The organism is Kitasatospora sp. LaBMicrA B282, assembly GCF_050325825.1.
GTDB lineage: Bacteria > Actinomycetota > Actinomycetes > Streptomycetales > Streptomycetaceae > Kitasatospora.
Genome location: NZ_JBNQTI010000135.1, coordinates 2,903 through 25,777, shown reverse-complemented (window position 1 = coordinate 25,777; position 22,875 = coordinate 2,903). Strand labels below are relative to the sequence as shown.

Genomic DNA, 22,875 nt, shown 5'->3' with positions numbered 1-22,875 from the left:
GGCGCGGTGCCCGGGGCAGCCACCGCGCCGCTGTCCCGCCGGATCCCCGGCGCCGCGCTGCCCGCGCACGCCGCGCGCACCCCGCCCCCGCGGGCCGCGCCGAACGCACCGGACACCGCCCTGCTGATCCGCGTCCGCACCGCACTGGAGGCCCTGCCATGACCCCCGTACCGTCCGCCGCCCCGCCGACCCGCTCATGAGGCGGATGCTGAAGCCGCGTCCCGACCGACGCCAACTCGCGGTCCTGGAGAGCAGCCTGCTCGCCGAACTGCGGGTGCTGCGCCAGCGGGTGCCGCACCTGGCGGGCGGCCTGGTGGCCAGTGTGAACGGGGTGCTGCTCGCACAGGACACCCATGACACCGATCCGGAAGACCTGGCCGCGCTCACCGCGACGGCCCTGGAACTCGCCCAGCGGCTGGCCGATGTCACCGGCCAGGGCGCGTTCCGCGAGTCGCTGATCCGCGGCGAGCACGGCTTCATCGCGACCTTCGCGGCGGGGCCGAGCTGCCAGCTGACCCTGCTCTCGCACCCGGACGTGAGCCTCGGCCGGCTGCAGCTGGAGGGCCGCCGGTCGGCCCAGCGGCTGGTCGAGGTGCTGCACGGCGGCGCTCCGGCCGGGCCGCACTGAACCCCTTCGAACCGACCCATCCGTCAGCACGACACCATCCAACACAAGGAGAAGCACCATGGTAGAGACCGACGTCGCCCTGCGGCAGACGATCAGCACCATCGAGGGCGCGATCGGCGCGGCTCTGGTCGACTACAGCAGCGGCATGGCGCTGGGCATGGTCGACGGCGGCGGCGGGCTGGACCTGACGGTGGCGGCGGCCGGCAACACCGACGTGGTGCGGGCCAAGTTCCGGACGATGGAGATGCTCGGGCTGAACGACGGCATCGAGGACATCCTGATCACCCTGAGCAGCCAGTACCACCTGATCCGGCCGCTGACCGGCCGCGGCGGCAAGGGCCTGTTCCTCTACCTCGCCCTCGACAAGCGCCGGGCCAACCTGGCCATGGCCCGCCACCAGCTGGCCAAGATCGAGACCGAGCTGGAGGTCTGACCGGCCGAGCTGGAGGTCCGACCGACCGCCGGCCCGCGGTCCGCACCGCTGCGGGCCGGTCTCACAGCCCCGGCAGTGCCTCCTGCGCCACCTCGTGCCGCCGCACCGGTTCCTCGGTGTGGCGGCAGCCGGGGCCGCGGCGCAGCATCCGGGACTCCGGATCGTGCAGCAGACGTCCGCAGCCGCGGCAGGTCACCCGCTCGGCCAGCCGGGCGGCGCCGGCGTCGGCCGCCTCGCTGAGCCCGGGCAACGGGAGGTCGGGGTGGTCGGACGACTCGGCAGGCATCCGCGCAGCCTACCGCCCCGGCACCCGCCGCAGGTCGGTGGGAGCGGGCCCGAGTCCACCCCGCCGGTGCCCGAACTCGGCGGCCACGGCGGGCCGCTCGCGCCCGGCCCGCGGCCACCTCGGCCGAGGCGGGCCGGCGCCCGGTACCGTGTCGGCTGCGACGCGGCCCAGGGGCCAGGACGGGGTGGAGCAGCAGGTGACGAGCGGCATCGACGGCCGGGCGGCGCAACCGGCGACGCAGTGGCGGCGGTTCGAGCGGTCGGCCGGCGACTGGTCGGAGTACCGGGAGATCCGCCGGGAGGGGATCCGCTGCTTCCTGCGCTGGAGCGCGAGCCGCCGGGTCGGCAAGGCGAGCACCTCGACGCTGGACGACGAGCAGCGGGCCGCGCGGCACGCCGAACGCAAGGTCTCCGAGTGGCTGCGGAAGGGATTCGTCGAGGTCGCCCCACCGCCCGACGCGGCCGCAACCGCCGCCGCGACCGCCGCCGAGGAGCCCCGGACCCCGGTCCTCGACGTGCTCCGGGCCGCGGCGAGCCCCCACCTCCCGCCGCCCGAGTACCTGCCGGTCGAGGGCCACCAGGAGGTGTACCGCCACGACCAGGCGCCCGGCCATCCCCGCGGGTTCCACGAGTACCTGGTGCTCAGCGACCAGGGGCGCCGGGCAGTGCGCTTCGCGGTGCAGGCGGCCTGCTTCGACCCCGCGGCGGTCGCGGCCTTCCTCGACTTCCTCGGCGCGCACCGCGAGCCCGCCTTCGACGGGCGCTCGCACCACAAGCTGCCGCTGCCGGCCCCGGTCGGACCCTTCGGCCACGCGCTGCTCTGCTCGCCCGGCCTCGCCCGCAGCCACCGGGCGTACCCGGCGATCGCGGCCCGGGTCGCCACGGCCTTCCCGGTCTTCGACTGCGAGATCGGCGACGCGGACAGCGAGGTGCTCGTCGATGCCCGGATCCACGGGCGCGGTTCGCTGCCGTACACCGACTGGAGCCGCCGGCCGCAGCCGGTGCTCGACCTCAGGTACGACCTCCGGCCCTCCCGGTACCGCCGGACGGCGACGTTCAAGGTGTTCGGCCCCGCCGTCCTCGCCGACCTGCTCGCCGAACTGCCGGGCGCGGACCCGCAGAGCTGGCTGGAGGTCCGCTCGTTCCGCGGCGAGGTCAGGCGCCTGGTCCCCGGCGCGAGCGCCTCCCCCGACGAGGTGAACGCCTTCCTGCTGGGCTGACACCGCGCCCGCACCCCCGTGACCAGGGACGCCGTCAGCCGTTGACCCGGCAGGCAGACCCCGATCCCTCCGGAGGACCAGATGCGTACCGCGATCCGACTCACCGTCACCGGCGCCCTGCTCGCCGCGGCCACCCTGGCGGGCACCGCCGCGGTCTGGGCGGCCGCGGGCGACCCGGCGTCCTACCCGGCGCCGTCGAAGCAGGAGCACCTGTACGCCATCCCGGTGGGCGCGATCACCGACCTCGGCGACCTCACCAAGGTCTCCCTGCTGGGCAACGACTTCGCGGGGCTGCTCGGGCAGGGGCCGGAGGCCGGCCACTGGTCCCGAGGCCGGCCACTGATCCGGTGACCGGCCCGGCCGGGTCACCGGTGGCGCGGGGTCAGTTCGTGTGCAGCAGGTGGCAGACGAAGTCCTCCTGCACCTCGCGCAGTTGCTTGACCAGCTCGGGCTGCCCGGCGTCGTTGAGCTGCTCGGAGACCACGAACGCCAGGCTGCGGCGCCCGTCCGGGGTGCCCACGGCCAGCAGGGTGTAGCCGAGGAAGTTCCCGGTGTGGCCGTAGACCACCCCGCACCGGGTGGTGTAGCGGAAGATCGCCAGCCCGACCTCGTTGTCCCCCGGCCCGGACGGCTGCGAGCGGCCCGGCCGGAAGGTCAGCTGCTGCGCCCGGGTGGCCGCCGAGAGCAGCGTGCCGCTGGCGTAGGCCCGGGTGAAGGAGCTCAGGTCGCGCGGCGTGGCGACCATCCCACCGGCCGCCCAGAGGCCGGACATCCCGTACTCGGTGCTGACGTCCTGCGGCGCGGCCGGCGGCGCGACCGCGTAGCCGTGCAGGTACGGCTCGGGCAGCTCGAAGCCGCGCGGCAGACTGGTGTGCCGCAGCGCGAGCGGGTCGAGGACCAGGTCGTGCAGCAGGTCCTCGTAGGAACGCCCGGTGGCGGCCTCGGTCATCAGGGCGGCCGCGATGTTGTCGGAGTTGACGTAGCGGTAGGTGCTGCCCGGCGTGAAGCCGAGCGGCTGGTCGGCCACGTAGCCGAGCAGGCAGTGCGGGTCGAACTCGTGGTGCGGGTCGCCCTGGAGCTCCTGCAGGAAGGCCGGCGCCCTGTTGTACTCGGGCAGGCCGCTGGTGTGGTTCAGCAGTTGACGGAGTGTCACCGCACCCCAGGCGGCGGGAAGGTCGGGCAGCCACCGGGCGATGGTGTCGTCCAGCGAGAGCGCGCCGCGGTCCACCAGGGCGAGGGCCACCGCGCCGTTGAACATCTTGGAGACGCTGGCCAACCGGGCGTGGTCGTCGGCCCGCGGCGCACCGGCGCCCGGGTTCGCCAGGTCGGCCAGGCCCGCCCGGTAGCTGCGGATCCGGTCCCCGTCCCGCAGCACGGCGATCGCACCGGGCGGCCCGCCGGGCTCCGTCACCAGCTCGGCCAGCTCCCGGTTCAACCGGCGGTCCGCGGGGTCCCATGAGCCGGGCGGTGCGACCGCCCAGGCGGTAGCGGACTGGCCGAGCAGGACGAGCAGGGCCAGGGCGAGCGAGCGCAGCGGACGGGACGGCACGGGCGGGCACCTCCGACGGGCGGCGGACAGGGCAGTGCGCTTACGCATGACCCACCGTGGCCGGGGCGAAACGGCTGCCGCGCGCTACTACCCGCTCGGCCGAGCCCGCGGTGCACGGCACGGCCGCCACCGCCGGTCGGCGCCCTCGGGGCCTCAGCGCCCCGGCGGCTCAGCCGGTCGAGGTCCTGGTGCGCGCGTAGTGCCGGGACGCCTTGGCGCGGTTGCCGCAGGAGGCCATCGAGCACCAGCGGCGGGTGCCGTTCTTCGAGGTGTCGTAGAAGTGCAGCACGCAGTCGGGGTGCGCGCAGGAGCGGATCCGGTCGGGGGCCTCGGCGAGCAGGCGCAGGTAGTCGGCGGCGGCGCTCCAGGCCGGCAGCCAGCCGGGGTCGTCGACGCGGACCCGGTCGACCGGGCCGTCCGGGCCGAGCAGGCGGTCGATCGAACCGTGCGCGAGGACGGCGTTCAGCGCCGCGCGGGCCTGCGGGCCGTCCTCCTGATCCACCAGGCGGGCGATCGCCGCACGGGCGGTGCGCAGGGCGTCGAGCGTGCCCGGGTCGGCGGGGGCGCGGTCGGCGAAGCCGGTGAGTTCGAGCCAACCCACCAGCCCGGCCACGGAGTCCAGCAGGTCGCGGGGGGTGCCGCCACCGTTCCACCGGGTGTTGAGCAGGTCCAGGCTGAGCGGCTCACCCGGCAGGGGGCGTGGGTCGGGCGGCGGCACCTGCTGGGACATCGGACTCCTTGCCGTTTCGCATCTCGGTTCTGCACATCGCGGTTCTGCACATCGCGGTTTTGCGTCGTGGTGTCACATCGCGCCTCGATTCTAACCAGCGTGCCGGGTGGTCAGCGGTTGACGATGGTTATTTCTAACCTCCATACTCGAGCACAGAGGTTATGCAGCCAGGAGGGCGGCAGCCGCCGTCCCGAGTCACGAGGAGTCCTCGACCATGTCCCAGAGCGCCGTCACCGAGACCGCCACCACCGAGGCCACCGCCACCGCCCCGAGTGGCCCCAGTAGCCTCAAGACCGGTCACATCGGCCTCAACGTGACCGACCTCGACCGCTCGCTCGCCTTCTACCAGCAGGTCTTCGGCCTCGAGGCGTACAGCCGCAGCACCGACCCCGAGCGCCCGTGGCTCTTCCTGGGCCGCGACGGACAGCTGGTGCTCACCCTCTGGCAGCAGAGCACGGGCCGCTTCGCCACCGCCGCCCCCGGCCTGCACCACCTCTCCTTCGAGGTCCCGGACATCGCGGACGTCCGACGGGCCGAGCAGGTGCTGCGCTCGCTGGGTGCCGAGTTCGCCTACGACGGCGTGGTCGCACACGGGGAGAACGCCGGCTCGGGCGGGATCTTCTTCGCCGACCCCGACGGCACCCGACTGGAGATCTACACCGCAGCCGCCACCGACGCCGGCGTCGCACCGAGCGGCACCGCCCCGACCTGCGGCTTCTTCTAGACCGTCAGACCACCGACAGACGCTCCGACCACCCACCCGGAGACCGCCGTGAATACCCTCTCCGACCACCCCGCCGCCGCCACGGACGCCACGGACGCCACTGCCGCCGCTTCGGGCGAGGAGCTCGTCCGTCGGCGCGCCGGGTTCGCCCGCCCCGGCTACTCCGGTCCGACCAAGCACCAGCGGATCCCGGCCGTCGCCGTGGAGTTCCTCGCCGCCCAGCCCATGCTCGTGGTCGGCGCGGCCGACGCCGCCGGCCGGATCTGGGCGGGCCTGCTGACCGGCCGCCCCGGGTTCCTGCACGCGGCGCGCCCGGCAGCGGACCCGGTCGACGACGCCCCCGACACCCCGGACACCGTCGCCATCGAGGCACGGCCACTGCCCGGCGACCCGCTGGCCACCGTCCTGGCCGCACCCGGCGAGATCGGCAGCATCGCACTGGAACCGTCCCGGCGGCGTCGGATGCGGATGAACGGTCGCACCACCCCCACGGCCACCGGGCTGCGCCTGACCATCGCGCAGGTCTTCTCCAACTGCCCCAAGTACATCCAGAGCCGGGACTTCGCCTTCGCCGAGCCGGGCGCGCCCGCCCCCGCGCCTCCCGATCGCAGCACCGCACTGACGACAAATCAGCAGATCGACATCAGCACCGCCGACACCTTCTTCATCGCCACCGCCGACCGCCACGGCCGGCTCGACGCCTCGCACCGCGGCGGCAACCCCGGCTTCGTCCGGGTCCTCGGCCCCGACCGCCTGGTCTTCCCGGACTACCGCGGCAACGCGATGTTCTCCACCCTCGGCAACCTGGAGGAGAACCCCGCCGCCGGCCTGCTCTTCATCGACTGGGAGACCGGTTCCACCCTCCAGCTCACCGGCACCGCCCGCACCGACTGGGATCCGGCCCGCACCGCCACGGTACCGGGCGCCGAACGGCTGGTGGAGTTCACCGTGACCCAGGTGGTGGAACTCCGCGCCGCCCACCCGCTCCGCTGGACCAGCCCCGACTACTCCCGCTTCAACCCACCGGCACGGCAGGCTGGTTGAGCGCACAGGTCGAACATGAAGGCCTCGCGCGGGGTCGTCCGTCGCCATCGAACGGCAGATCGCCGACGGCTTCAGCCCCGAGGAACGCGCACTGCTGATCGGCCTCCTGGCCCGCGCCTCGAGCCGGCTGACCGGCACGCCGGACGACGAGTGACACGGCCGGCGCAGCCTGGCGGGCCGCGCGGGGCGACGGCTGACACCCCGGCGGTCAGGTCACAACCGCGCACCGGACCGCGCCGGAGGGTCGACGTACGGCCCGACGATGGCTTCAATGGACCACAGGGGACGGCCAGTTGATCCAGCCGGCCGACGGGGGAAGGGGATCGCCATGCCGGGTTACACCGGTGGCAAGGCCAACGAGCCGGCCCGCGCCGAAGAAGCAGTCGCAGCCGCGGGCAGCACCGCACCGGAACCCGGCCCGTCGAGCACCCGAGCAGCAGAGCCACGAGGAGGTACCACCATGCCCGACGTGACGGGCGGCAAGGCCGGACACCCCGCAGAAGCGCCCGATGCGACGCCGGCCGACACGCCCGTACCCACGCCGGCGAGCGAGGACGACGCCGACACCAGCGACACCGGCGACGACGCCTAGCGCGTTTCTTTCGGATCAGCGGGTGGCTGGTCTGGCAGTGGGGTCAAGTTGTGCCACCGGAGTCTGTACTCCTGGTCTGTCTCGCCAGTGCGGAGGAATCCCAGACGTTCGTACAGCCTGCGGGCCTCGGGGTTGTCCTTGTTGATGCACCGTTCGACGGTGTTGCGCCGCCGGTAGGCGTCACGGTCGAAGCCAGGCGGTCGTCCACCGCGCGAGCCACGGTTGCGGCGCTCCGAGCGAGACGTCACGCGGACTGCTTGTCTCCTGCCTGCGGGCAACGAGCAATAGTCAAGATCTGTGGATGAGTTGTCGTGCGAGCGCGGGCCAGTGCCATGGGGCCGGACCCCGCAGCCTCACATCCGGGATCTCAGCACGTCGACTTCACAGCCTTGCGCGAATGGGTCGAAGCCGTGTTCGACCAGCCAGCGAACCCCCAGCAGGCTCCGCAACGACCACCACGCGCGGATCACGTCGAGGTCGATGTCGGTGCCATAGCCGGCGATGACGTCTTCGACGTGCTCCTCGTGTCCGAGCGTCAAGGTGGCGAGGTCGAACAGGGCATCACCCCAGCCCGCCTCGGACCAGTCAATGATGCCGGTGACCTCGTCGCCGTCGACGAAGACGTGATCGATCTGCAGGTCGCCGTGCGTGAACGCCGGAGTCCACGGCCGGATCGCGGCCTCGGCGACGTGGCGGTTGCGGGTGACCAGGTCGGCGGGCAGGATGCCGTTCGTCACGAGCAACTCGCACTCGCCGTCGAGTTCCGCCACCAACTCGTCGGGACCCCGGCGGCGCCGACCGGGCCAGGGCGGCAACGGCGCCTCGTGCAGCTTCCGGATGGCTGCACCCGCCGCGGCCCATGCCGCCGGCGACGCGGTCGACGGCTCGCCGAGGCGCCCGAGCGCCGTCCCCGGAAGCGCGGCGATCGCGAGCACGGGCGGCTTGCGCCACAGGACCTCCGGCGTCGGGACCGGTGCCAGGGCCATCGCCTCCACCTCAACGTCGATGCGCGCTTGATCGGGGTCTATCTTCAAGAACACGTCGCCGACGCGCAGGGTCGCGCGCTCGGAATGGGCGACGACGACTTTGACCTCATCCATGGCGGCCAGTGTCCCAGGACGGCCGATGACATTCGCCGGGTTATCGCGTGTCAGCCACAGTCCGGCTGTTGGCTCCTGCAGCCGATCAAGCGGCCTGCTCCCCGCGCTCGACGAAGGCACCGTTGTCGAACTGGGCGCCTGCACGGACCAGTGCGACGAGGTGGGCTCCGGTGATCGCGCGCCAGCGTGTCCGGGCGGACCGAGGGTCGGCCCGGGCAGGGGCGCACGCAACACACCGCAACCGCGACCGAGGTCGAACCCTGCCCGGATTCGGGCAGATTCTTTGAGTTTCCAGCGGCTCCCTGCGTAGGCTCCTGCGATAGCCGCACGGTACCGGCCTCGCCCGCCCCCACCTCCGCGTACCGGCGGGTGCCACGCAGCTGCCTCGACCCACCCGCGGAGCCGCCCGATGACTGTCCTGACCGCGCTCACCTCGTTCGCCGTCGTCGCCGGGATGCTGACGCTGATACCCGGGATGGACACCGCGGTGGTGCTCCGTTTCGCCGTCACCCAGGGGCAGCGGTACGCGTTCGCCGCGGCGCTGGGTGTGGCCACCGGGTCCCTGGTCTGGGGAGCCGCGGCCGCGGTGGGCGTCTCGGCGGTGCTGACCGCCTCTCACCTGCTGTACACCGCACTGCGGGTGGCCGGGGCCGGGTACATGATCTGGCTGGGTGCGGGCTTCCTCCGCCAGAGCCTGCGCCGCCGCCGCTCCGGAGAACCCGCCGACGCGACGCCGCCCCTCGAGCGCACCACGGGCGACACCCCGCTCCCGCCCCGCCGCGCCCTGCTCCGCTGCTGGACCCGCGGGCTGGCCACCAATCTGGCCAATCCCAAGACCGGGGTCTTCTACCTGGCCATGCTCCCGCAGTTCATCCCGGCCCACGCCCCGCACCTGCTGATGGGCCTGGCCCTGGCCGCCGTCCACGACCTGGAGGGGCTGACCTGGTTCACCGCGCTGATCCTGGGCACCCGGGTGCTCGGCCGCTGGCTGCGCAGCGGCGCGGTGCACCGGGCGATGGACCGGATCACCGGGACGGTGTTGATCGGCTTCGGGGTGAAGCTGGCGCTGGCCGACAACTGATCGGCCGACAGCTGACCGGCCCCGGCAACTGACCGGTCGGCAGCTGACCGGCCGGCAACTGCCAGTGGGCCTCAGCCCGTCGCCCGCTCCGCGGCGCTGCGTTCCACGCAGAACTCGTTGCCCTCGGGGTCGTGCAGCGTGACCCAGCCGGTCCCGTCGGGCCTGCGGTGGTCCTCGTGCAGTGTGGCGCCCAGGGCGAGCAGGCGCTCGACCTCCTCGTCCCGGGTGCGGTCCTGGGGCTGGAGGTCCAGGTGGACGCGGTTCTTGACCGCCTTGCGGTCAGCGACCCTGACGAACAGCAGGGTGGCCGCCGCGGCCGTGACCAGGGCTTCCGGGTCCCCGGGGAAGTCGTCGTCACCGAGCGAGCCGTCCAGGGCCCGGGCCCAGAAGCTCGCCAGGACGTAGGGGTCGGCGGAGTCGACGGTGACGTGGCGTATCGCGGAACTCATGGCCGCCATCCGACCACGGATCCCCGGGAGCCGTCCATAGTCGGCCGACCTCGGCTCCCCCACCGCACAGCGCCCGCCGCACCCCGCACCCCAGGCCCCGCTCCCCACGCCCCCCGCCTCACCCACCCGCGCTGCGCCTGGCCCGGAAGGCAGCCGCCTTCACCCGGTTCTGACAGGCCGTCGAGCAGAAGTGCTTGCCCGCGTTGCGCGAGGTGTCGATGTACACCCGGTCGCAGCGCACGGCCTGGCAGACCCCGAGGCGGCCCGCGAGTTCGCTGCCGAGGGCCAGGGCGAGCGCGGTGGCACACCCGGCGGTCCAGCCGATCGCCAGTGAGTCGTCGCTGCCGTGGAAGTGCAGCTGCCAGGGTTCGCCGCTCATCCGGTCGAGTTGGGGGCGGGCGCCGGAGGCGAGCAGCAGGGTGTTGAGGCCGGCGGCGGCCGCGTCGAGGTCGCCGGCGTCCACGGCGGTGAACACCGTGCGCAGCCGCTGCGCCGTGGTGGCGAGGTAGGCGGCCTGGGCGGGCTCGATGGCGGCGGGGTCGAGCGCGCCGTCGGCACCGGGTGGGAGGGCGGCGGCGATCGCGGGGGCCAGCTCCGCACCGCGCGGGGCGGTGTAGTGCCGACCGCGCGCGCTGCCGTCGGTCAGCGCGTTCACCAGGGCGACCGCCGCCGACAGCAGCGACGTCAGATGACTGTCGAACATCACTTGACCGGTTACCCCTCTCGCCCCTAGCTTCCATCACTGATGATAGCCACTTCACCAGTGATGCACCCGCCGGCGCCGGAGGCCTCGTGAGCACCCCCGCACCCGCACCGCCCGCCTCCCCGCTGCCCCCACCGCCTCCACTGTCCCCGCTCCCCCGCACCGTCCGGCTGCTGATCGCGGCACGCGCGGTCAACCGGCTCGGGGCGTTCTCGCTCGCCTTCCTCACCGTGCTGATCAGCACCGAGTTCCGGGTGGGGCCCGCCACCGCCGGGCTGGTCGGCGCGGCGTTCGGGCTGGCCACCATTCCGTCCCGGCTGGCCGGCGGACGGCTCGCCGACCGGCTCGGGCCCCGCCGCACCATCGTGCTCGGCCTGACCGGGTGCGCCATCGCCCAGCTCGGGCTGGCCGGAGCGCGCGACCTGCCCGCGGCCGTGGGCTGGGCGGTGCTGCTCGGGCTGGCCTTCGAGCTGTACGAACCGCCCAGCCAGGCGATGATCTCCGACGCCGTCCCGGCCGACCAGCGGGCCCGCGCCTTCGGCCTGCTCGGGGCGGCGCTGGCGGTGGCCGGACTGGCGGCCGGCCTGCTCGCGGCGGCCCTCGGCCACTGGGGGCTGCGCTGGCTCTTCGTCGCCGACGCGGTGACCTGCCTCGCCTGCGCGGCCGTGGTACGGGCGGTGCTGCCGGCCGACGCCCGACCCGCCGTCCGGGGACCCTCGGCGGCCCCGGCGGCGGCGCGGCCCAGCCCCTGGCGGGACCGCGCGCTGGTCGTGCTGATCGTCACCGGCACCCTCTTCGCGCTGGTCTACCTCCAGCTCACCACCGCCCTGCCGCTCGCCCTGGCCCGCTCCGGCCGCCCGCCCGCGCAGGCCGGCCTGCTGTACGCGGTGTCGGCGCTCACCGTGCTCGCCGGGCAACCGCTGCTCCGCCGCCGCCCGTCCACCCGGGCCGGCCGGTCCCCGCAGGCCGCGCGGCCGGGGCACGCCGACCGGGCGGCCCTGCGCATCGGCTACCTGCTCTTCGCCGCGGGGCTCGCCGGCTACGCGTTCGCCCACACGTTGCCCGCGCTGCTCGCCACCACCGTGCTCTGGAGCCTCGGCGACCTGCTGCTGCTCGGCCGGGTCTACGCCGTGGTCGCCGATCTGGCGCCGCCCGGCGCCACCGGTCGCTATCTGGCTGCCTACGGCACCAGTTGGGGCATCGCGGCCGTCGCCGCCCCGTTGCTCGGCACCCAGGCACTCACTCGCTTCGGCACCACCGGGCTCTGGCTCGGCCTGGCCGCCTGCAGCCTCGTCCTCGCCGCCACCACCTCGCCCGGCCGTCGCCCGCCGCCTGCTTCGCCGGCATGACCGGAGCCTGGCTGCCCGCGTGATCGCCTCAAGGGCGATCGCCACGCCCCTCGCATTCACCAGGTGAACCGCCGACATGCCCTGGCATTCGCGATCACCAGCCCCTGGGTGATCACCCAGCCGACCGCGCCCCACCTGGTGCCCGGCACCAGTCGCCCGTGCCCCGGCCGCGCTGTTTGGATGGACATCGGCCCCACCGCACGGGGCCCGGCTCGCGGCCGCACCGCGGGCCACGGCGGCGGCCGCACCAAGCCTTGGGCGCGGAGTGGCTGCGGGACCGGTCTGTCCTCCTCAAGCGGACCGGCCCCGCAGCTCTCCGTGCCCTCGGCTCGCCCCACCCCCCGCGGGACCCGCTTGCGGACTCGATCCGATTCCGGGGGGCAGCCCTCAGACCGGCGTCGAGCCCTTGTGCACGACCTCGTGCTGCCACAGGTCGCGGGGCTGCCCGTGCAGCTCCCAGAAGTGCTCGGCGACCAGGTCGGGGTCCGAGTCGGTCCCCCTGACCATGTGGCAGTCCACCGTGACGGTGGCGACGTGGATGCCGAGCGGGCCGTACTGCTGGTCGAGCAGCTGCGTCAGGGCCCGCACGCCGGCCTTGCCGAGCGAGAGGCTGGTGCGCCGGGCGTCCGGCCGCGGCATCCCGCCCGTGATCAGCACCGAGCCGCCGCCCTGCTCCGCCATCAGGGGCGCGAGGTGCGTCGCCGCTTCCAGTGCCCCGAGCACGTTCACCGACCAGGCCCGCAGCTGCTGCTCCCGGTCCAGCTCTCCCGGGCTGTCCAGCCGGATGACGGCGGCGTTGTAGACCAGGACCTCGGGCACTCCGTGGGCCACCACGGCGGCGTCCAGGGCCGCGCGCAAGGCGCTGCCGTCGGCGCTGTCCGCCTGCAGCGCAACGGCGGTCAGACCGTCACGGGTGAGGGCACCGGCCAGGTCCACGACCGCGGGACTGCGGGCGATCAGGGCCACCGGCAGCCCGGCTCGCGCGAACCTGCCGGCCACCGACGCGCCCAGACCTGCCCCGGCACCGATGACGACTGCTCCGGACACGGGCTTCTCCTCTGTTCGACTGGGATCGGACAGCCCGACGGTAGGGCCTGACATCGGTGCGAGGTGCAAGCCGGAGTGACGGACGCCACAGGCAGAACGGTGACCCGGTCGCCGGCGGTTACCCATCCCCGGCTCACTCCAGGCTGCGCAGCACCGCTGCCTCCCGTTCCGCCGACAGGCCGACCGGGGGGCGGTCGGTGCGCAGCTCGATCCGGCCGCCCTGGCCCTCCAGCCAGAGCCAGGTGTCGGTCACGGTGTCGGCCACCGGGCGGCAGCGCAGGCCGGTGGCGACCGCGGCGGCCACGTCCGTCCCGTGGAAGGTGCGGTGCAGGTCGCCGGGCGGCAGCCAGAGCGGCAGCTCGGTCCACGGCTCGACGCCGGCGGCTAGCAGCGGTTCCGGGTCGGCCCAGCGGAGTTCGGCGCGGGAGCCGGTGGCGCTGACGCAGGTGTCCAGCAGTTCGCGCATGGTGGTGTGGCCCGGCGGGCTCACCAGGTTGTAGGGGCCGCCGAGTCCGCGGTCGAGGGCGCCCAGGATCCAGTCGGCGAGGTCCCGGGCGTCGAGGTACTGCAACGGCAGGTCCTGCGGGCCGGGGGCCAGCACCGGTCCGCCGCGGGCGACCCGGGCCAGCCACCACGGCAGCCGGCCCACGTTCTCCCGGGGGCCGAGCAGCAACCCGGCGCGGACCAGCAGGGCCCGGTCGCCGAACGCCTCCGTCGCGGCCAGTTCGCCGCCCCGCTTGGCCTGCGGGTAGCCGACCGGGCCCGCGTCCGCGGCGGCCTCGACCAGCGGGCTGGTCTCGCTCAGCGGGCCGGGTGCCGGGTGCGCGTACACCGAACGGCTGGAGAGGTAGACGTAGCGGTCGACCCGCCCGGCCAGCAGCCGGGCCGCGTCCCGGACCGCGACCGGCGCGCCGGTCCAGGTGTCGACCACGGCGTCCCACTCGCCGTGGTCGAGCGCGGTCAGCCCGCCGGTGCGGGTCCGGTCGCCCAGCAGCACGGCCGCGCCCGGCGGTGGGGCGTGCCGGCCGCGGTGGAACACCGTCACCTGCCAACCCCTGGCCAGTGCTGCCTCGGCGACCGCACGCCCGGCGAATTCGGTGCCACCCAGTATCAGAAGCCTCATGACGGTCACTCTGCCCGCCCGGGCGGGGTCGGCAACGGCTGCACGCTCTGGGCGGAATCGCCGTCAGCGGAATCCACTGGAGCCCACGCCGGCCACCGGCCACCGGCCACCACCCATCGGCCACCACCTGTCAGCCACTCACCCGACGGACCGCCCCCGCTCAGCTCCGTCGCTCGCGCCGCTCCCTGCCCTCCGCCATCGCCTGCCACACCCGGTCCCGCAGGAACGGCGCCTCGGTGAAGCGGATGCCGGTCGCGTCGCGCAGCGCGTTGGCGAAGGCGGGCGGCACGGGGTTGAAGGGGCTCTCGCTCATGGACTTGGCACCGAGCGGGCCGATCGCGTCCGAGGTCTCGCTGAAGTGCACCTCGGTGCGCGGGACGTCGGCGTAGGCCGGCAGGCGGTAACGGCGGAAGGCCGCGGTGGTGACGGCGCCGCGGTCGTCCACCAGCACCTGCTCGAAGAGCGTCGCCCCCAGCGCCTGGGCGACCCCGCCCTCGACCTGGCCCCGGCACTGCATCGGGTTCATCACCTTGCCCGCGTCGGCCCCGTGCACGCTGCGCAGGATCCTGATCTCGCCGCTGTCCGGGTCGACCGCGATCCGGAACCACTGGGAGTTGAACGCGATCGACCGCGGCGAGCCACCGAAGTGGCCGTCGGCCGTCAGCTCCACGCCCTGGCTCTGCGCCGCCTCGAAGACCTCCTTCAGCGGCACCGACCGCCCGTCGCACTCCACCGAGTCGGCGGTGAGCCGCAGCAGGCTGCGCGGGGTCCGGGCGTACTCGGCGGTGAACGAGAGCAGTTGTTCGGCCAGCGCGTTGGCGGCCTTCATCACCGCCTTGCCCGCGACCACCGTGCCGGCCGAGCCAAACGCGCCGGTGTCGTGCTTGACCACGTCGGTGTCGGACTGCCGGATGGAGATCCGGTCGACCGTGGTGCCGAGCGCACCCGCGGTGATCTGCTTGTGCACGGTGGTGGTGCCGTTGCCGAACTCCGCGGTGCCGACGGCGATGTCGTAGGTCCCGTCGTCCAGCAGCCGCACGGTGGCGTCGGCGATGTGGCCGCCGGGCGGGCCGCAGGCGATCGCCGACATGGCGAAGCCCTGACCCACCAGCCAGCCCTCGGGCGCGAGTTCGGCGCTGGTGTCGTCGGCGAGGGCGTCCCGGACCACCTTGAGGCACTGGTCGAGCCCGTAGCTGGCGATGTGCAGGTCCTCCTCCTCGCCGAGCGGGCCCTCCATGTGCTCGCCGGGACCGATGATGTTCTTCTCGCGCAGCACCATCGGGTCCAGGTCCAGCCGCCGGGCCAGCTCGTCCATCGCCGACTCGACGGCGAAGGTGACCTGGCCGAGTCCGTAGCCGCGGAAGGCGCCGGCGGGCACGCCGTTGGTGTACACGGAGTACGCGTCGACCTTCTTGTGCGGCGCCCGGTACACGCCCATCGACTCCCCGACGCTGTGGAACATCACCGCCGGGCCGTGGTTGCCGTACGCGCCGGTGTTGGAGACCACCCGGAACTGGATCGCCGTCAGGGTGCCGTCCCGCCTGGCCCCGAGCTTCACCGTGATCGTGAACGGGTGCCGGGTGGTGGCGCCGTAGAACTGTTCGGGGCGGGTGAACTCCAGCTTGACCGGCCGGTGCAGCTTCATCGCGGCGAGCACCGCGATGTCCTCGGTGAGCATCTCCTGCTTGCCGCCGAACCCGCCGCCGACCCGGCCGGCGACCACCCTGACCTTCTCCATCGGCAGGTCGTACAGGTCGCAGAGCGCCCGGCGGGTGAGGAAGGGCACCTGGGTGCTGGAGCGCACCACGATCCGCTCCTCGCCGCCCTCGGCACCGTCCTCGCCGGCAGCCTCCTCGAAGTAGACCACGCAGCCGTGCGTCTCCAGGCTGGCGTGCTGCACCCGCTGGGTGCGGAAGGTCTCCTCGTAGACCACGTCGGCCTCGGCGAATCCCTGCTCGACGCTCCCCATCTCGCCGTGCGCCTCGCCGCAGACGTTGGACTCGGCGCGGGCGATCCGGGACTCGGGACCCTTCGGGTGGAGCACCGGCGCGCCCGGCAGCATCGCCTCCTCCGGGTCCAGGACGTACGGCAGTTCCTCGTACTCGACCACGATCCGGCGGCAGCCCTCCTCGGCGGCGCCCTCGCTGTCGGCGACCACGGCCGCCACCCGCTGGCCGACGAAGCGGACCACGTCGTCCAGCACCCGGGTGTCGTCCGGGTCCTCGGTGGGGTGCTCGTGGCGGGCGGAGGAGTAGAGCTTGGCGGGCGCGTCGTGGTGGGTGAGCACGGCCTGCACCCCGGGCACCCGCAGCGCGTCGGTGGCATCGATCGAGACGATCCGGGCGTGCGGGTGCGGGGAGCGCAGCAGCTTCAGGTGCAGCAGGCCCGGCACCTCGACGTCGAAGGTGTAGCGGGCGGTGCCGGTGACCACCTGCGGGCCGGCGGGGGCGCCCAGGCTGCGCCCGACGGCCTGCCCCGCGCACGGTTCCTCGGCGTGCTTGACGCCGCGGATCGCGTCCTCGATCGCCCGGTAACCGGTGCAGCGGCACAGGTTGCCCTTGAGCGAGCGCGGCAGGTCGGTGAGCTGCTCGGCGTCCAGGGCGCTGGTGGTCATCAGGAAGCCGGCGGTGCAGAAGCCGCACTGGAAGCCCTGGGCGTCGAGGAACCGGCGCTGCATCGGGTGCAGTTCGCCGTCCTTCGCCAGGCCCTCGACGGTGGTGACCGAGCGGCCGGCGGCCCGGACCGCGGGGTAGAGGCAGCTGTGCACCGGCGCGCCGTCGACCTGGACGGTGCAGGCGCCGCAGTCACCGGCGTCGCAGCCCTTCTTGACGCCGAACCAGCCGCGTTCGCGCAGGTAGGTGCGGAGGCACTGGCCAGGGCGCGGCTCGGCGTCGAAGTCCTCGTTGTTGACACGGATCGCGAAACTCATGCGACGGCCTCCTCGGCCGGGTCGTGGGGGGTGCTGTGGGGGGTGGGGGTGTGACGGGGGGTGAAAGGGGTGGGGTGCGGGCGGCTGGTGGGGTGGGTCAGCCGACCGCGGCGGGTTCGACCAGCTCGCGGCGGATCTCCTCCGCGAAGCGGAAGGTCATGTGGCGGCGCCAGGCCGGCAGCCCGTGGATGTCGTCGAAGTACTCCCCCGGCGCCACCGCGTGCTCCACCGCCTCGCGCACCGCCTCGGCGTTCGGCGGCACCGGGAAGCGCAGCTGGACCGGCCGGACCGTGCTCGCCGTGATGGTGATGGTCAGGGTGCCGTCGACCGGGTCGACGGCACCGATCAGCAGCGCCCCGGAGCGGCCCAGCCCGTAGAGCGAGGCCTGGCGGAACGCGGTGCGGGCGGCCAGCGCCCGGGCCGGCAGGGTCACCGCGCGCAGCAGCTCGCCGGGGCGCAGCACGTTGCGCCCCGCCCCGACCACGAACGCGGCCACCGGGACCGTGCGCATCCCGCCGTCCTGGCCCAGCAGCAGCGCGGTCCCGTCCAGCCCGGCGGCCAGCGAGATCATCGGCCCGGCGGGCAGCGAGTTGCACAGGTTGCCGCCGAAGGTGGCCATGTTCCAGATCTTCCAGGAGGCCAGGAAGGCCCGGCAGCACTGCTCGAAGAGCGGGGCCGCGGTCCAGGCCGCCGGCTTCGGGTAGCGGGAGAGCTGCGCGATGGTGCAGGTCGCGGCGATCTCCAGGTTCCCGCCCCGGGTGATCCGCAGCGGCTCCCAGCCGGTGCGGCTCAGGTCGATCAGGCGGCGCAGGTGGGGCTGGGGCTCGGAGAAGAGGTAGGTGCCCCCGCCCAGCCAGGCGTCACCCGCGCGCCAGACCCCGCGCTCGCGGGCGTCGCGCACCTCCGCCACCGTGTTCAGATCCACGTTGCTCCACCGTCCTCGACCAGCTCGTTACGGCGATTGAAGCAACGCGCGTGGAGCGGGACGAGTGGTGCCGGACACCAGTGATCCACCGCGCGACTGGATGATCGACCAAGGCGGTCGGGCGCGGAGGCCCTGGCGGACGCCGTGCGGCTGAAGCGGGTGCGCGGCGCCGGCTGACCGGGTGAACGGGCCGGTCAGTCGGCCGGGCGGCGGGCGATGTGCACGGTCTTCGCGGTGAGCACGAAGAGGTCCGGGCGCCGGTCCAGGCCCGCCGGGTCGGTCGGGTCGAGCAGCCGGTCGAGCATCGCCAGGTCCTCGCCCGCCAGTTCCCCGTCCAGCACCGCCCGGTAGCGCTCCACGGTGCCCCGCACCCAGCGCCGGGCCACCGGGTCCAGCGGCGCGGGCAGGTCGACCAGGTAGCTGCGGCTGTGCGCCCCGGTGAGCCCGGCCGCGCGCAGCATGGCCGGCCAGTCCTCCACCACCGCCACCGAGTCGGGCAGCTCGGCCCGCATCCGGGCGAACCGCTCCTCCTGCGCCAGGTCCATCCGGGCGGCCAGGCCGGGCCGGCCGAACCCGAGGTCACGCGGCAGCCAGCGCCCCGGCAACCCGCCCTCCACCACCGCCAGCACCCCGCCGGGCGCCAGCAGCGCGGCCAGCCGGTTCAGCGCGTCCTGCTGGTCGCCCAGGTGGTGCACCGCCTGCGCCGACCAGACCAGGTCCGCCGGCCCGAGCTCGGCCAGCCCCGCCGGGAACTCGGCCTGCCGGGTCGCCAGCCGCACCTCGAACCGCTCCGCCCGTTCGGCGGCGCGCGCCAGCAGCTCGGGCGTGGCGTCCACCGCGGTCACCTCCGCCGCCGGGAACGCCGCGGCGAAGCGGCAGGCGGCCACCCCGGGGCCGCTGCCGATGTCGAGGATCCGGCGCGGCTCGACCAGGCCCGCCAGGTCGGCGATCGCCTGCCGGACGTAGGGGGCGTGGGTCTCGCCCTCGGCCTCCAGCAGGTCGGCCATCGCGGCCCAGTCGAACTCGTCACCGCCGTGGCCGTGCCCCCCGTGCGCGTGCCCAGGCCCGCCGTGGCCGTGACCGCCGTGCCCGCCGTGCGCGTGCCCGCCGTGCTTCCCGTGGTCCTGCTGTGCCTTCTGTGCACCGTGTGCCATCTCCGCACCTCCTGACCTCGACCATGCCCGCGCAGCGGTCCGCTTGACAAAGCTCGTTGCCGATTCAGCAAACTGGCGGAATGGAGATGGACGGTGTGCTCAACGAGGTCGGCCCTCGGCTCAAGCGGATCCGGCGGCAGCGCGACTGCACGCTCGCCGCGCTCTCCGCGGCGACCGGGATCTCGGTCAGCACCCTGTCCCGCCTGGAGTCCGGGCAGCGCAAGCCCACCCTGGAGCTGCTGCTGCCGATCGCCCAGGCCCACCAGCTGCCGATCGACGAGCTGGTCGGCGCCCCACCCGTGGGCGATCCCCGGGTCCGGCTGCGCCCGGTCCGGCACGCCGACGCCACCGTGGTCCCGCTGAGCCGGCAGCCCGGCGGCCCGCAGGCCTTCAAGATGATCATCCCCGTCGAGCGCAGCACACCCGACCCCCGCGTCCACGAGGGCTACGAGTGGCTCTACGTCCTCAGCGGCCGCCTGCGCCTGGTGCTGGCCGACCACGACCTGATCCTCAAGTCCGGCGAGGCCGCCGAGTTCGACACCCGCCTCCCCCACTGGTTCGGCTCCACCGGCGAAGGCCCGGTCGAACTGCTCAGCCTCTTCGGCCCCCAGGGCGAACGCATCCACGTCCGCGCCAAACCGAGTGCCCCGGTGCACCCTTGAGGACCCGTCAGCAGGACGGCGAGCACCCGGCCGCCGATCCGCCCTACGCGCCCTGAGAACGCGACAGCACCGCCACCTCGTACCCGAAGCCCACCAGCAGCCGGCCGGCCGGGGCCGCGGTCACCTTGCGGACCGGGGACGGGAAGACCAGGGGCCGGCCGAGCGGTTCGCGGGTGGCCAGGTCCCACACCCGGACGTGGCGGTCCCAGCTGCCCGTCACGGCGCAGGGGCGGCCGTCCAGGACCGCGAGGGCCACCGAGGTCACCTCGCGGGTGTGGCCCGTGAAGGGGTCGCCGAGTTGCTCGCCGGTGGTCAGGTCCCAGAGCCGGGCGGTGCGGTCCACGCCGCCGGTGAGCGCGACCGGGCGGCCGTCGACGACCGCCGCGGCGGCCGCCTGGACGAGGGCGGTGTGCCCGGCCAACGGGTCCCCCAGCGGCCGGCGGGTGGTCAGGTCCCAGACCCGGACGGCCGCCCCGTCGCCGCAGGTGACCGCGACCGGACGCCCCGCCAGCACCGTCGTCGCCACCGCGGTCACGCTGTTCTGCCCGCCGGCCAGGGGTTCGCCGGGCTGCTCCTGCTTCGTCACGCCTTCGGCCAGGCCCCAGAGCCGCACCAGGGCGTCGCCACCACCACCGAGGACGACCGGGCGTCCCGCCACCAGGGCGGTGGCCAGCGCGGTCGTCCCCCGCTTGTCGTCGCGCCCGATCCAGCCGACCGGCTCGCCGGTGGGCAGGTCCCAGATCCGCAGGTCCCGGCTCTCGAGGACGGCCCCGGTGACGGCGACCGGACGGCCGTCCAGCTCGGTGACGGTCAGCGACTCCACCTCGCGCTCGTGGCCGGCCATCGTCCGGCCGACCCGCGCGCCCGTGCCCAGGTCCCAGAGCCGGACGGACCCGTCGCCGTAGCCGCCCGTACTGACGGCGACCGGACGACCGTCCAGCACCGTGGTGGCCAGCCCCGACACGTACCGGGTGTGGGCGCGGACGGGCGCGCCGACGGCCTGCCCGAGGCGCAGGTCCCAGACCTGGGCCTCGGGCCCGTCCGCGCTGCCGGTGATCACCGCCGGACGCCCGTCCAGCACGACCGGGGCCATGGTGTGCAGCATCGTGGCGCAGGCGGTCAGCGGTTCACCGATGGCCTCGCCACTCGCCAGGTCCCAGAGCCGGACGGTCTTGTCCTCGCCGCCGCTGACCAGCACCGTCCGCCCGTCCAGCGCCATGGTGGCCAGCGTCGTCACGGTGTCGGTGTGACCGATGAAGGTACGGTCCAGCACCTGCCGGGTGGCCAGGTCCCATACCTTCAGCATCCGTCGACCGGTGATCACGACCGGGCGGCCGTCCAGCACGGCCGTCGCCGCCGCCTTCCCGGCATGGGGGTAGCCGAGGAGGGGTTCGCCGATTTGCTGCCCGGTGGTCAGGTCCCAGACCCGGACGGTGTCGTCGAGCCAGTCACCGGCGGTGACCGCGACCGGGCGGCCGTCCAGCACGGCCGTCGCCACGGTGAGCACCTCGCCCTCGTGGCCGGTGAAGGGCTCGCCGAGCTGCTGTCCGGTGGCGGGGTCCCAGAGCCGCACGGTGCGGTCCGCGCTGCCGGTCACCAGGACCGGGCGGCCGTCCAGCACGGTCGTGGCCAGCGCGTGCACCCGCCCGGCGTGGCCGCTGAGGGGCTCGCCCAGCTGCTGCCCGGTGGCCGGGTCCCAGCGGCGCACCGTCCCGTCCTGTCCGCAGCTGAAGGTGACCGGCCGGCCCGCGAGCTCGACCGTCAGCAGCGCCCACACGGCGCTGTCGTGGCCGGTCCAGGGTTCGCCGACCGGCTCGCCGGTCAGCACGTCCCAGACCTCCACCGGCCCGGCCCCCGTGCCGGTGATCGCCAGGGTGCGACCGTCCAGCGGCAGCGTGGTCACCCCGCACACCGCCCCGTTGCCCGCGGTGCCGACGGCGCGTCGCAGGCGGGGGTCGACCTGGGAGCCGGTGGACCAGTCGACCCGCCAGTGCCCGGCGGGCTCGTCGGCCACCGGCACGGCGGCGAGGCGGGCGGACAGCGCCCGGTCCCCGTAGCGGGCCGCGTCCAGGGCCAGCACCTGCCGGCGCTGGTCCGGGCCGAGCTCGGCGTGCACCACCGCCGAGGCCCGGTAGACCGCCGCCGCCACTCGCGCGGACGGGCTCGACGCGCCGTCCAGCAGAGCCCCGACCCGCGCCGGGTCCGCGGTCACCAGGAACGCCGGGTCGCTCAGCAGCCCGTCGTCGGCGGTGCCCTCGGTGGTGTCCGCGCCGGGTGGCGCGACCGTCCAGGACGGCCCCGGCGCCGCCGGCCGCTCGGCGGCGTCCGCGGCACCGTCCTGCGGGTAGCCGAGGGCGACGATCGACTCGGCGAGCTGCTCCGGCGTCAGATCCGGGTTCAGCGCGGACGCCACGGCGTGGGTGAGCGGGCGCAGCGCCTGCACGTGGTGCACGGCGGCCGGGTCCAGCGGCCCGTAGCTGCCCTCGACCCACGCGTAGAACCCCTCGGGCGAGGGGTCGGTCAGCCGGTCGAAGAGCCAGGAGGCGCCATCCGGGCTGAACAGGTGGTCGGGGTAGTCGATCGTGCCGGTGCGCCAGGCCGTGTCACCGGTCTCCCGCCACAGGCAGGCGGTCACCTTGGGTATCCCGTCGCGCTCGTCCGCCGACTCCTGCACGAAGGGGAGGAAGACGGCGGGAACCGAGTCGAGCACTCCGGGCCACGGCTGCTCGTCGAGGTTGCCGAACGGGCTCATCGGCGACTCGTGGTCGAAGCAGCGCAGGCAGGCGCCGGCCGCGGAGAAGAGGACGGCGTAGCCGTCGCCGGCGCCGTTGTCCCAGCCGGCCAGTTCCTGGTCGCCCGCCCGGTGCGGGTCGAAGCTGTGCCCGCGCGATTCCGGGTCGTCCGGGAAGAGGATCGCCTCCAGCATCGCGAGGGACCGGCACAGGTTGCGCAGGGTGGGGATGTCGGGCAGCTGCCGGGCGACGTCCCGGGAGGTGGAAGGCATGGGCGTATCCAAGCGGACGCCGCTGACAGCCCGCACGCCGGCGGGGTGGCAGCTGACACGCCGGCGGGGGGGGGGCCCCCCCGCCCCCCCCCCCCCCCCCCCTCCCCCCCCCCCCCCCCACAACCCCCCCCCCCCCCCCCCCCC

22 protein-coding genes and 1 pseudogene are annotated in these 22,875 nt (G+C 74.4%); 10 read left to right on the top strand and 13 right to left on the bottom strand.

Going from position 1 to position 22,875, the window contains the following annotated elements:
* The first annotated feature begins 205 nt into the window (after positions 1–205).
* On the top strand, positions 206–628 hold the full coding sequence (locus tag ACQRUO_RS29100) for a roadblock/LC7 domain-containing protein (RefSeq protein WP_428319079.1): 423 nt from the start codon (positions 206–208) through the stop codon (positions 626–628).
* A gap of 58 nt (positions 629–686) precedes the next feature.
* Complete coding sequence (locus ACQRUO_RS29095) at positions 687–1,061, top strand: hypothetical protein (RefSeq protein WP_428319078.1); 375 nt, start codon at positions 687–689, stop codon at positions 1,059–1,061.
* Between the two features lie 61 nt (positions 1,062–1,122).
* On the opposite strand, the gene ACQRUO_RS29090 is transcribed toward ACQRUO_RS29095, so the two are convergent.
* Positions 1,123–1,347, bottom strand: coding sequence for a DUF6011 domain-containing protein (locus ACQRUO_RS29090; protein ID WP_428319077.1), 225 nt, complete (start codon positions 1,345–1,347; stop codon positions 1,123–1,125).
* A 196-nt stretch (positions 1,348–1,543) separates the two neighbouring features.
* On the opposite strand from ACQRUO_RS29090, the gene ACQRUO_RS29085 reads away from it, so the two are divergent.
* Both ACQRUO_RS29085 and ACQRUO_RS29080 read left to right on the top strand, forming a co-directional pair.
* Positions 1,544–2,566: a WGR domain-containing protein gene (locus tag ACQRUO_RS29085; RefSeq protein ID WP_428319076.1), complete on the top strand. Its 1,023-nt coding sequence runs from the start codon at positions 1,544–1,546 to the stop codon at positions 2,564–2,566.
* Positions 2,567–2,647: 81 nt separating this feature from the next.
* Complete coding sequence (locus tag ACQRUO_RS29080) at positions 2,648–2,917, top strand: hypothetical protein (protein WP_428319075.1); 270 nt, start codon at positions 2,648–2,650, stop codon at positions 2,915–2,917.
* A gap of 31 nt (positions 2,918–2,948) precedes the next feature.
* On the opposite strand, the gene ACQRUO_RS29075 is transcribed toward ACQRUO_RS29080, so the two are convergent.
* Positions 2,949–4,163 carry a serine hydrolase domain-containing protein gene (locus tag ACQRUO_RS29075; RefSeq protein ID WP_428319074.1) on the bottom strand — a complete coding sequence of 405 codons (1,215 nt, stop codon included), beginning with the start codon at positions 4,161–4,163 and terminating at the stop codon, positions 2,949–2,951.
* 121 nt (positions 4,164–4,284) lie between these two features.
* Positions 4,285–4,845, bottom strand: coding sequence for a CGNR zinc finger domain-containing protein (locus ACQRUO_RS29070; protein WP_428319073.1), 561 nt, complete (start codon positions 4,843–4,845; stop codon positions 4,285–4,287).
* 214 nt (positions 4,846–5,059) lie between these two features.
* Between ACQRUO_RS29070 and ACQRUO_RS29065 the strand changes: the two genes are divergently transcribed.
* The 3 genes from ACQRUO_RS29065 (at position 5,060) to ACQRUO_RS29055 (ending at position 7,205) form a co-directional block, all read left to right on the top strand.
* The gene (locus ACQRUO_RS29065; protein ID WP_428319072.1) at positions 5,060–5,569 is read left to right on the top strand and encodes a VOC family protein; all 510 of its coding nucleotides are present in this window, start codon (positions 5,060–5,062) and stop codon (positions 5,567–5,569) included.
* 48 nt (positions 5,570–5,617) lie between these two features.
* Positions 5,618–6,613: a pyridoxamine 5'-phosphate oxidase family protein gene (locus ACQRUO_RS29060; RefSeq protein WP_428319071.1), complete on the top strand. Its 996-nt coding sequence runs from the start codon at positions 5,618–5,620 to the stop codon at positions 6,611–6,613.
* Between the two features lie 460 nt (positions 6,614–7,073).
* The gene (locus tag ACQRUO_RS29055; protein WP_428319070.1) at positions 7,074–7,205 is read left to right on the top strand and encodes a hypothetical protein; all 132 of its coding nucleotides are present in this window, start codon (positions 7,074–7,076) and stop codon (positions 7,203–7,205) included.
* A 137-nt stretch (positions 7,206–7,342) separates the two neighbouring features.
* Here the strand turns inward: ACQRUO_RS29055 and ACQRUO_RS29050 are convergent.
* Together ACQRUO_RS29050 and ACQRUO_RS29045 are read right to left on the bottom strand one after the other, a co-directional pair.
* Positions 7,343–7,435, bottom strand: a pseudogene (locus tag ACQRUO_RS29050) (IS5/IS1182 family transposase); the annotation flags it as partial.
* Positions 7,436–7,558: 123 nt separating this feature from the next.
* Positions 7,559–8,305 (bottom strand): phosphotransferase family protein, encoded by a 747-nt coding sequence (locus tag ACQRUO_RS29045; protein ID WP_428319069.1) that lies wholly within the window; start codon positions 8,303–8,305, stop codon positions 7,559–7,561.
* 409 nt (positions 8,306–8,714) lie between these two features.
* Between ACQRUO_RS29045 and ACQRUO_RS29040 the strand changes: the two genes are divergently transcribed.
* Complete coding sequence (locus ACQRUO_RS29040; RefSeq protein WP_428319068.1) at positions 8,715–9,386, top strand: LysE family translocator; 672 nt, start codon at positions 8,715–8,717, stop codon at positions 9,384–9,386.
* A 71-nt stretch (positions 9,387–9,457) separates the two neighbouring features.
* Here the strand turns inward: ACQRUO_RS29040 and ACQRUO_RS29035 are convergent, their stop codons facing one another.
* The gene (locus ACQRUO_RS29035; RefSeq protein WP_428319067.1) at positions 9,458–9,835 is read right to left on the bottom strand and encodes a VOC family protein; all 378 of its coding nucleotides are present in this window, start codon (positions 9,833–9,835) and stop codon (positions 9,458–9,460) included.
* A gap of 118 nt (positions 9,836–9,953) precedes the next feature.
* Positions 9,954–10,538 (bottom strand): CGNR zinc finger domain-containing protein, encoded by a 585-nt coding sequence (locus ACQRUO_RS29030; RefSeq protein WP_428319066.1) that lies wholly within the window; start codon positions 10,536–10,538, stop codon positions 9,954–9,956.
* A gap of 89 nt (positions 10,539–10,627) precedes the next feature.
* Here ACQRUO_RS29030 and ACQRUO_RS29025 point away from each other — a divergent pair, with 89 nt between their 5' ends.
* Positions 10,628–11,887: an MFS transporter gene (locus ACQRUO_RS29025; RefSeq protein WP_428319065.1), complete on the top strand. Its 1,260-nt coding sequence runs from the start codon at positions 10,628–10,630 to the stop codon at positions 11,885–11,887.
* Positions 11,888–12,274: 387 nt separating this feature from the next.
* Here ACQRUO_RS29025 and ACQRUO_RS29020 read toward each other — a convergent pair whose 3' ends face one another.
* From ACQRUO_RS29020 to ACQRUO_RS29000, 5 genes are all read right to left on the bottom strand, one after another.
* Positions 12,275–12,934, bottom strand: a complete 660-nt coding sequence (locus ACQRUO_RS29020; protein ID WP_428319064.1) for an SDR family NAD(P)-dependent oxidoreductase — start codon at positions 12,932–12,934, stop codon at positions 12,275–12,277.
* Positions 12,935–13,067: 133 nt separating this feature from the next.
* The gene (locus ACQRUO_RS29015) at positions 13,068–14,057 is read right to left on the bottom strand and encodes an NAD-dependent epimerase/dehydratase family protein (RefSeq protein ID WP_428319063.1); all 990 of its coding nucleotides are present in this window, start codon (positions 14,055–14,057) and stop codon (positions 13,068–13,070) included.
* A 160-nt stretch (positions 14,058–14,217) separates the two neighbouring features.
* Complete coding sequence (locus ACQRUO_RS29010; RefSeq protein WP_428319062.1) at positions 14,218–16,986, bottom strand: molybdopterin-dependent oxidoreductase; 2,769 nt, start codon at positions 16,984–16,986, stop codon at positions 14,218–14,220.
* Positions 16,987–17,083: 97 nt separating this feature from the next.
* Positions 17,084–17,911, bottom strand: a complete 828-nt coding sequence (locus tag ACQRUO_RS29005) for an FAD binding domain-containing protein (protein ID WP_428319061.1) — start codon at positions 17,909–17,911, stop codon at positions 17,084–17,086.
* A gap of 194 nt (positions 17,912–18,105) precedes the next feature.
* The gene (locus ACQRUO_RS29000) at positions 18,106–19,065 is read right to left on the bottom strand and encodes a class I SAM-dependent methyltransferase (protein ID WP_428319060.1); all 960 of its coding nucleotides are present in this window, start codon (positions 19,063–19,065) and stop codon (positions 18,106–18,108) included.
* Positions 19,066–19,145: 80 nt separating this feature from the next.
* Here ACQRUO_RS29000 and ACQRUO_RS28995 point away from each other — a divergent pair, with 80 nt between their 5' ends.
* The gene (locus ACQRUO_RS28995; RefSeq protein ID WP_428319059.1) at positions 19,146–19,727 is read left to right on the top strand and encodes a helix-turn-helix domain-containing protein; all 582 of its coding nucleotides are present in this window, start codon (positions 19,146–19,148) and stop codon (positions 19,725–19,727) included.
* Positions 19,728–19,770: 43 nt separating this feature from the next.
* On the opposite strand, the gene ACQRUO_RS28990 is transcribed toward ACQRUO_RS28995, so the two are convergent.
* Entirely contained in the window at positions 19,771–22,731 is a 2,961-nt protein-coding gene (locus ACQRUO_RS28990; RefSeq protein ID WP_428319058.1) for a WD40 repeat domain-containing protein, read from the bottom strand.
* Between the last annotated feature and the right edge of the window lie 144 nt (positions 22,732–22,875).